The organism is Gordonia sp. C13 (genome assembly GCF_023218005.1).
Classification (GTDB): domain Bacteria; phylum Actinomycetota; class Actinomycetes; order Mycobacteriales; family Mycobacteriaceae; genus Gordonia; species Gordonia namibiensis.
This window is the reverse complement of sequence record NZ_JALPSY010000054.1, coordinates 1-7,048: the sequence shown is the minus strand read 5'-3', so window position 1 is coordinate 7,048 and position 7,048 is coordinate 1. Positions and strand designations below refer to the sequence as shown.

General features: G+C 63.8%; 9 protein-coding genes. 8 read left to right on the top strand and 1 reads right to left on the bottom strand.

Features of this window, described 5'->3' with window-relative positions; all coding sequences use genetic code 11:
• Window positions 1–189 precede the first annotated feature (189 nt).
• A complete protein-coding gene (locus tag M1L58_RS23085) occupies window positions 190–642 on the top strand; it encodes a hypothetical protein (RefSeq protein ID WP_248660605.1) in 453 nt (150 codons plus the stop codon).
• Between the two features lie 12 nt (window positions 643–654).
• Here the strand turns inward: M1L58_RS23085 and M1L58_RS23080 are convergent, their stop codons facing one another.
• Window positions 655–1,290, bottom strand: coding sequence for a hypothetical protein (locus tag M1L58_RS23080; protein ID WP_248660604.1), 636 nt, complete (start codon window positions 1,288–1,290; stop codon window positions 655–657).
• Between the two features lie 135 nt (window positions 1,291–1,425).
• On the opposite strand from M1L58_RS23080, the gene M1L58_RS23075 reads away from it, so the two are divergent.
• The 7 genes from M1L58_RS23075 to M1L58_RS23045 all read left to right on the top strand — a co-directional run bounded on the left by M1L58_RS23075 (window position 1,426) and on the right by M1L58_RS23045 (window position 6,968).
• Complete coding sequence (locus M1L58_RS23075; RefSeq protein ID WP_127963155.1) at window positions 1,426–1,701, top strand: type II toxin-antitoxin system Phd/YefM family antitoxin; 276 nt, start codon at window positions 1,426–1,428, stop codon at window positions 1,699–1,701.
• Window positions 1,698–1,988 carry a type II toxin-antitoxin system RelE family toxin gene (locus tag M1L58_RS23070; RefSeq protein ID WP_127963154.1) on the top strand — a complete coding sequence of 97 codons (291 nt, stop codon included), beginning with the start codon at window positions 1,698–1,700 and terminating at the stop codon, window positions 1,986–1,988. The genes M1L58_RS23075 and M1L58_RS23070 overlap by 4 nt, the downstream gene beginning before the upstream one ends.
• 173 nt (window positions 1,989–2,161) lie before the next feature.
• Window positions 2,162–3,430, top strand: a complete 1,269-nt coding sequence (locus M1L58_RS23065) for a hypothetical protein (protein ID WP_154884659.1) — start codon at window positions 2,162–2,164, stop codon at window positions 3,428–3,430.
• A gap of 328 nt (window positions 3,431–3,758) precedes the next feature.
• Complete coding sequence (locus M1L58_RS23060; RefSeq protein ID WP_227026573.1) at window positions 3,759–4,229, top strand: hypothetical protein; 471 nt, start codon at window positions 3,759–3,761, stop codon at window positions 4,227–4,229.
• Between the two features lie 529 nt (window positions 4,230–4,758).
• Window positions 4,759–4,986 (top strand): hypothetical protein, encoded by a 228-nt coding sequence (locus tag M1L58_RS23055; protein WP_127963152.1) that lies wholly within the window; start codon window positions 4,759–4,761, stop codon window positions 4,984–4,986.
• Window positions 4,987–5,013: 27 nt separating this feature from the next.
• Window positions 5,014–5,292: a hypothetical protein gene (locus M1L58_RS23050; RefSeq protein WP_127963151.1), complete on the top strand. Its 279-nt coding sequence runs from the start codon at window positions 5,014–5,016 to the stop codon at window positions 5,290–5,292.
• A 98-nt stretch (window positions 5,293–5,390) separates the two neighbouring features.
• Window positions 5,391–6,968, top strand: coding sequence for a ParB/RepB/Spo0J family partition protein (locus M1L58_RS23045; RefSeq protein ID WP_127963150.1), 1,578 nt, complete (start codon window positions 5,391–5,393; stop codon window positions 6,966–6,968).
• Window positions 6,969–7,048 lie beyond the last annotated feature (80 nt).

Here is a 7,048-nt window from a genome sequence, read left to right as displayed (position 1 = left end):
CGGGTCAGTACAACTAGCGCCCGAGCTTGTTAACGAACTGATCGAGGAGCTGGACAAGGAAGCCACGACGCTCAAAGACGAGACGCTCACGCTCGCCGTGGCAGCACTAGGAACACAGTTCCTCGCCGCGCTGACGGAGTAATGCTATGCGGGGTTGCGGACCGCGTATCGCGGTCTACCCTGGTCAGCATGAGTCTGCGCACCCAAATCCAGGAACTTTCGCCAGAAGACTGGGCGAGGGTGACGAAGGCTGCCGCACAACGATCGGTGCGCGCTGCTGAACGCTTGGGACGCGCCGTCGACAAGAGCATCGAAGACATTGCAAATTCCACAATCGACGATCTCGCAAAACGGCGACGGCAAGAGCTCAAAGACCCCACGGAGCCAGCAGGCGACGCTCAGAGTGGCGCCACTGAGAAAGGTCGCGCCGCAGTTGCGAGGCGAGTGAAACTCCTTACCCCGCGACCAAAATGGTTATCATCGTCGCTTCAGCAGCAGCACTACTATGGGGTCCCTCTATTCGTGTCCGTACCTGTGGAGGAGGACCCCGGCCACGGCGGCATGAGCCTGGACTGGTCCAAGTTCCTGGAATTCGTCGACCCCGAGGGCGACCAGTCAGACCCCGCACCCAAGACCCGATAGTCACCTAGAGCGTCACGCTCTGGCTCTCCATCGCTCGTTCGCCGATTGCCGTGTCATCCCGGCCGCAGCCCCGATATCGGCCCACGAGCGGCCCAGCCGGCGAGCCTTGGCCACCGCGGCGTCGAGTCGCGCGTCGGCGTCCCTGCGGGCCTCCGCTGCGGCCTGGATCTCATCGCCGATGCCGATCGGGTCGAGATGCTCCCGCAGCCACACCGCACGTGCGGCCTCCTCGACCTCAGGCCGCACGTTGACGTCGAGGTCGGTGTCGGGGGCGAACACGCGATGGCTGGCGAGGTCTTCGAGGGACACAGAGGGCACCCGCGTCCACTGCGCCGGATCGGTCCAGGTCGACACCTCGGAGCTGTGCAGGTCGGAGCTGTCCCAGCGACGGCAATCGCAGCGCAACAGCCAGCCGACAACCTCCGCCGACGGCCGCAGGACGATGTCGCTGCCCACAGCGGCCATGCGATTGCGCACCGGCAGTGACGCACGCGCAGCCGCATCTGCGGCCTGACGCCGGCCGACTTCGACGAGCTCGTAGTCCACGCCGTCGACCATGGTCGACCCTTGGCTCTCGGCCCCGTCCTCGAACACCGCCACCAACGCCGCCTCATGTAAGTGCGTGTTGCTCTCGTGTATCCAACCCATGCAGAAAGGGTAGACCCACGATGTCAGGATAACCAGACATCAATTTTACATCACGTCAGGACTACCTGACATAATAACTATTATCGGCTAAAAGTCTGGCTAGTGACGGGCCAGTGTATCGGCTACACTGGACGCATGACGACAGTGCCACTCGGCGAAGCCAAAGACAAGCTCTCAGCGCTCATCGACAGCGCCGAAACCACGCACGACATCATCACGATCACCAAGCACGGCAAACCCGCCGCGGTGCTGATGTCGGCCGACGACCTCGAATCGCTCCACGAGACGATCTACTGGCTCTCACGTGCCGGTGTCCGCGACGACGTCGCTACCGCCGACACCGAATACGCCGCCGGCCACACCGTCTCCATCGACGACCTGCGCGCCGAACACGGCATGCCGCCGAAATGAGCGACGCTCCGCCAGACTCGTCCGGCCCGTACCGGGTCGAGGTCGCCTCCCCAGCCCGCCGCGACCTCGGGCGACTCCCATCCCGGATCGTTCACGCCGTCATCGAATTCATCTCCGGGCCCCTCGCCGAGAACCCTCACCGACTTAGCAAGCCGCTACGCGACGACCTCACCGACCTTCACAGCGCCCGCCGAGGTGACTATCGGATCCTGCTCCGCATCGACGACCCCAACCACACCATCGTCGTTGTCAGAATCGACCACCGCGCCCACGCCTATCGCACCTAACTGACTGTGGCACTGCATAGCTGAACGAAGGAGAGGATGCCGTGAACGACCCCGGGAACACACTCGATCAGGCTATCGACCAGCTCTACGACCCCATCCATCCCATCCTGATCGCTGTCAGCAGCACAAGAACACCGACGTTCACAGCTAGATAGTCGCTCTATCCTTTGTGGGTGACGAGATTCGACGAGACCTGGCACCGGTTGCTGAAATGGACAGCGGGGCAGACTCCGTCCGAGCGTCTGGCTGCGCTGGTCCTCGATGAAGAAGGGTACGAGAGTATCGACCCTTCCCATCCACTTGGCGGCAAGGACGGGGGTGCTGACGCCCTAGTCAAGAAGGACGGCGCGACATGGGTCATGGCGGTCTACTTTCCCCGGGACCAGCAGACCATCAAGACCATCACCGACAAGCTAGCCAGCGACATCGCGGCAGCCAAGAAGAAGGTTCCAGGACTCACCGGCCTGGTCTTCGTCACCAACCAGGAACTCCGACTAGCAGATCGTGAAACCCTCCGCGGTCTCGATCCGGACATCGACATCGACCTGATCCACCTCGAGCGACTGGCAACTATCCTCGACCGCCCCCGAATGTCTCCGGTGCGTGAACAGTACCTAGACATCTCCGCAGGCCCGCCCCCCATCCTTGTCTCAGCAGAAGTAGTCGGCGTCGCCCGAACGTTCGACTTTTCCGACCAGGTTCTCGAAAGCCTGATTGAGATCGAACGTGAGGATTTAATCAAACAGCGTGACAAATTGATCGAACGCAGTAAGAAGCCACAGCGAGTACAGACCGCCATGACGCCAGGACTTCTCGAAGCCTTGGGCCTGGGTTTGTCCGAACCACATACCCAACCGCCGATGAGCGACGACGAGATTGCCCGCCGCGTTAACACACTGCGGGAGGAACTGACCTCCCGGTGGGGTCAATGTCAAGACTATCTGGCCGCGATCGCTTGGCCGGCACTCCATTTCGAGATCACGAACCAGGAAAAGTCTTTCCTCAACAATGTTCAGATCATCCTCACTTTTCATGGAGCGCGAGGACTGGAGTATGCCGCGATTGACACATTCAAATGGGAGAGACTGAAAGACCCATCCTGGGAACCCCCAGCGGGTCCCTTTGGTCATGTCGTACAGAACTTCCCGAGAATCAATCCGGCTGGATATCCAATCTCCTGGGATCACAACGAGGCCGGTGACCTCGTGGTCACGATCGACCTACCGGAACTTCGGCCCCATCCGCCGTGGCGCCACAACGGAAACGACGTGGTCCTGGTCGCGCGAGACCCTGCTGACACAGTTACAGTCACGTACACCGTGACAGCTCATGGGTACGGCACGTACTTCGAAAGCGATCCGATCGCTCTTCCCACTGAACACGTAGACATGTTCGACTCCGTTCAAGAAGCCCTCCGCGCCGTCGACCCCACGAACGACTGAGGGCGGTGCCAGCCAGGAACCGAGCGGGATCGATCCTCCCTTCTTGCAGATCTATCGTCCGCTCGGCAACGGCCGATGGTTGCAGATCGTGATTGACCGCACGGACAGTCCTGTGCCCAGGTGTGTCCGCAGGTGCACATTGGCTGCACAGGTCGGCCCGAGATGTCCAAGCTCTGCCGCCCGTCTTTGCGCATGGACACAAGCGCCTCCGCGCACTCAATCTAAAAGTTCCTATACCGCAACCGATTACACATACAGCACGCGAGGCCACCGAGCTCCGAAGTCGTCATCGGCAAAGTTGACGAACACCTGCAGTAGTGTGCGGCGCATGACAATGAAGACGATCTCCACTCGGGCTCTGGTCACCGTCGCAGCACTGTCGACACTGCTACTGGCAGTCCCTTCGACGGCATCGGCCGCCCCAGCACCACGACTCGGCGTCCTCGGAGACGACATCTGGGTCATGGGCAACAACGCCTTCTGCCACGGAGCCATCCACGTCGGAATCGACACCAACCCCGCCAAACGAGGCCAGGCCACCATCTCCCTCACCTCACGCGGATTCACCGGCACCCAACCCGCCTGGGGACGCAACCCCTCCTGCAAAGTCAACGTCGCGATCGGCTACTGGTCAGGCATCCAGTACCGCGAAAAAGTCGTACCGATGAACCTCGGCCCGCGGCCGCAAGCACCAGTTCGCGTGAACCTCAAAGGCGTTGGGCAGGGCATCAACCTCATGTCCTTCACCACCCACCCTAACCCGAATAAGGGCGTCTCCTACTACGTCCAAATCCCGTAGTAGCCCTGACACTAATCTCCCACCCGATACCCCCGGAAGCCACTGGCCTCCGGGGGTACTTGCTTCACAGGTCTGTGAGGTCAGACGACGACTGCGCTGCCTGGCAGCAGATACTCACCCGCCAGGACGACGAAGACTAGAGCTGCCGCGACACCAAGCCCTACCGGACTCGGCGCAGCTCCCGCACAATCACCTCTGCTGCCTGGTTCCGTCCGGCGTGCTCACCTCCCACAGAAGGGTGCCCGGCGGGTGCAGGCCGAGGTCTGTCTGCCAGGCTTCGCCGTCACCTAATCGGAGCGGCTACGCCGCGCTGTGACGCCCTTCGGGCGCAGTTGGTTTGCGTTGCATCGCCGCATTCTCTTACCTCCACTCCCGTGCCGCAAGGGTCGTGAAAAACTAATCCGCCCTGCGGGTTTCAGGCCTGCGGCCCGGATGACTTTTTCACTGTGAACACCCTTGCGGCCCAATCGCTTCGGCAAAGAGATGGCCGGTGCAAACGCAAACCAGCACTCACAACGGGAGGGTCACCATGAACATCGCCACCACCGTCTACCAGCTGTGCACCAGCTGCGCTGTCGCTGTCGCCTACGGAGACATGAGCGGCCTCGACACCGACAACGCCGCCGAGGTCCTGGCGTTCATGGCCGATCACGGCTACCTGGTGCCCGCCGACGACATCGACCCGCCCGGCTACTGGCTGTGCGAAGCCTGCGGACTCGACCAGCTCGGTCCAGGCCGCATCTTCACCCACGACTAGCCCCTGACCTGCGAAAGGAACCTCACAATGAATGCTTGGATCGCCACCAAAGACCCCGCCAAGGTCGACGCTTTCGCCGATCAGATCGCCGCGCACGAACCCCATCGCATTGAAGAGGTCGACGGTGACCGCGAGTGCGCGGTGTGGCTGTACGCCGTTGACCGCATCATCCGCGAGCGCACCGCAGGATTCGACCACCGCGACTTCCCCGATTGGGGATGGCGCGAGGTCTACGACGACGACTGGTCCCCCGCCGACGCCGCCGCCGACGCACTGGACGACTGGGAACAGTCCGGCGACCTTTAGAAGAGCTTCCGCGTCGCAAACCGGCACGCGGACAACAGAAAACCCGGCCAGGGACTAGCTGGCCGGGGTCTCACCCACCACAGTAAGGGAGAAACCCCATGACATACAACACAACCACCGCAGCGACCGGCGAGCTGCGCCACCTCGCCCCGGCCGATCTGGTCATCGACACCAACATCCGCACCGAAGCCGAAACCACCCTCACGCCTGAGTTCATCGACTCGGTCCGCGAGGGTGTCCGGCAGCCGATCCTGGCCGTCGAGATCGACGGGCAGGTGCGCGTGCGGGACGGGCAGCGCCGCACCCTCGCCGCCCGGGAGGCCGGTCTGGCCAGCGTCCCGGTCTACGTCGTGCCCGTCGCGACCGACGCCGACGACAAAGCGCTGACCGTGGACCGAATCTTGGACCAGCTCACCAGTTTCGAGCGCGAAGAACTGCGTGCATCAGACCGGGTGGCCGCGATCGAGCAGCTGGCGTTGGCCGGGATGTCGGCGACCAAGATCGCCAAGGCCACCCGCACCAAGAAGAAGGACGTGGACCACACCCTGGCGGTCGCGAAGTCGGCGACCACCCTCGACCTGCTCGACCAAGGTGCAGGGCTGACGTTGGAGCAGTCGGCGACGCTGGCGGCCTACGACCACGACCCCGAGGCCCAGCAATGGCTCATCACCGCCGCACACAGCGGACGGTTCGAGTTCCAGGCCAAGGTACTGGCCGAGGCTGACGAGCGGCCCGCCCTGCTGGCCCAGGTCGCGGCCTACGCGGCTGAGGGGATCGCTGCGGTGACCCGCCAACCCAGCTACAACCAGGCCCGCAGGATCGACCGGTTGGAGACCGCCGACGGTGCTGCAGCCCGGATCGAGGACATGCCGGTCGAGAACCGTCTGGCCTATGTGTGGGCCGATGACACCGAATCGTGGACCGACGCCGAGGGCAACGAGGTTCCCGAACACGTCATCGACTTCGACCTGCTCGACGGCGACGAAGACGCTCCCGCCGACGACCAGCCAGAGGACGGGTTGCTCGACCCGCGCACGCTGACCCGCCACGTCACCCGCGAGGTCGAAACCACCTGGTATGTGCTGGGCAGCGACGACCTCGGACTCACCGAGCGTGCCTACAGCTACAGCACCCCGAGCAATGCGGCCACCTCCGGCGAGGTCAGCGCCGCCGAGAAGGAGGCGCAGAAGCAGGAACGTCGCCGGGTGCGAGTCCTCAACGCCGCCAGCGCGACCGCCCGCGAGGTGCGGATCGAGAAGCTGACCGCGTGGCTGGCCCGCAAAACCCTGCCCAAGGGCAGCGCCCCGAAGGTCGCGACGTTCATCGCGACCTCGATGCACGCCCATCACGACATGTTCGGCGCGAACAGCATGCAGGGCAACGCCGCCGAGATCGCCGCGACGATCCTCGGTGGCCAGCCCGCCGACCTGTTGGAGCAGGCCAGCACCGCTGACCGCGCCCAGATCGTCGGACTCGGGATCGCTCTGGCGTCCCGGGAGGCGCACATGTGGAAAGACGCCTGGCGCAACGTGACCGACCGGGACTACCTCGGCAGCTACGTCCGCGCTCGCGCCGACTACCTGCGATTCCTGGTCGAGGTCACCGGCTACACCCTCTCCGACGTCGAGCACGTCATCGCCGGGGAGAAAGACGCCGCCGACGTGCCGCTCGACTAGACCCCTCACGGTGGGGCGCGCCCCCCCCCGGCGCGGCCCCCCCCCCCCCCCCCCCGCCCCCCCCCCCACCCCCCCCCCCC

What these genes read in the sequence shown, in the direction of transcription:
- M1L58_RS23045 (WP_127963150.1), top strand. Translation starts at nt 5,391, where the DNA reads ATGACATACAACACAACCACCGCAGCGACCGGCGAGCTGCGCCACCTC.
- M1L58_RS23050 (WP_127963151.1), top strand. Translation starts at nt 5,014, where the DNA reads ATGAATGCTTGGATCGCCACCAAAGACCCCGCCAAGGTCGACGCTTTC.
- M1L58_RS23070 (WP_127963154.1), top strand. Translation starts at nt 1,698, where the DNA reads ATGAGCGACGCTCCGCCAGACTCGTCCGGCCCGTACCGGGTCGAGGTC.
- M1L58_RS23080 (WP_248660604.1), bottom strand. Translation starts at nt 1,290, where the DNA reads ATGGGTTGGATACACGAGAGCAACACGCACTTACATGAGGCGGCGTTG.
- M1L58_RS23055 (WP_127963152.1), top strand. Translation starts at nt 4,759, where the DNA reads ATGAACATCGCCACCACCGTCTACCAGCTGTGCACCAGCTGCGCTGTC.
- M1L58_RS23085 (WP_248660605.1), top strand. Translation starts at nt 190, where the DNA reads ATGAGTCTGCGCACCCAAATCCAGGAACTTTCGCCAGAAGACTGGGCG.
- M1L58_RS23075 (WP_127963155.1), top strand. Translation starts at nt 1,426, where the DNA reads ATGACGACAGTGCCACTCGGCGAAGCCAAAGACAAGCTCTCAGCGCTC.
- M1L58_RS23060 (WP_227026573.1), top strand. Translation starts at nt 3,759, where the DNA reads ATGACAATGAAGACGATCTCCACTCGGGCTCTGGTCACCGTCGCAGCA.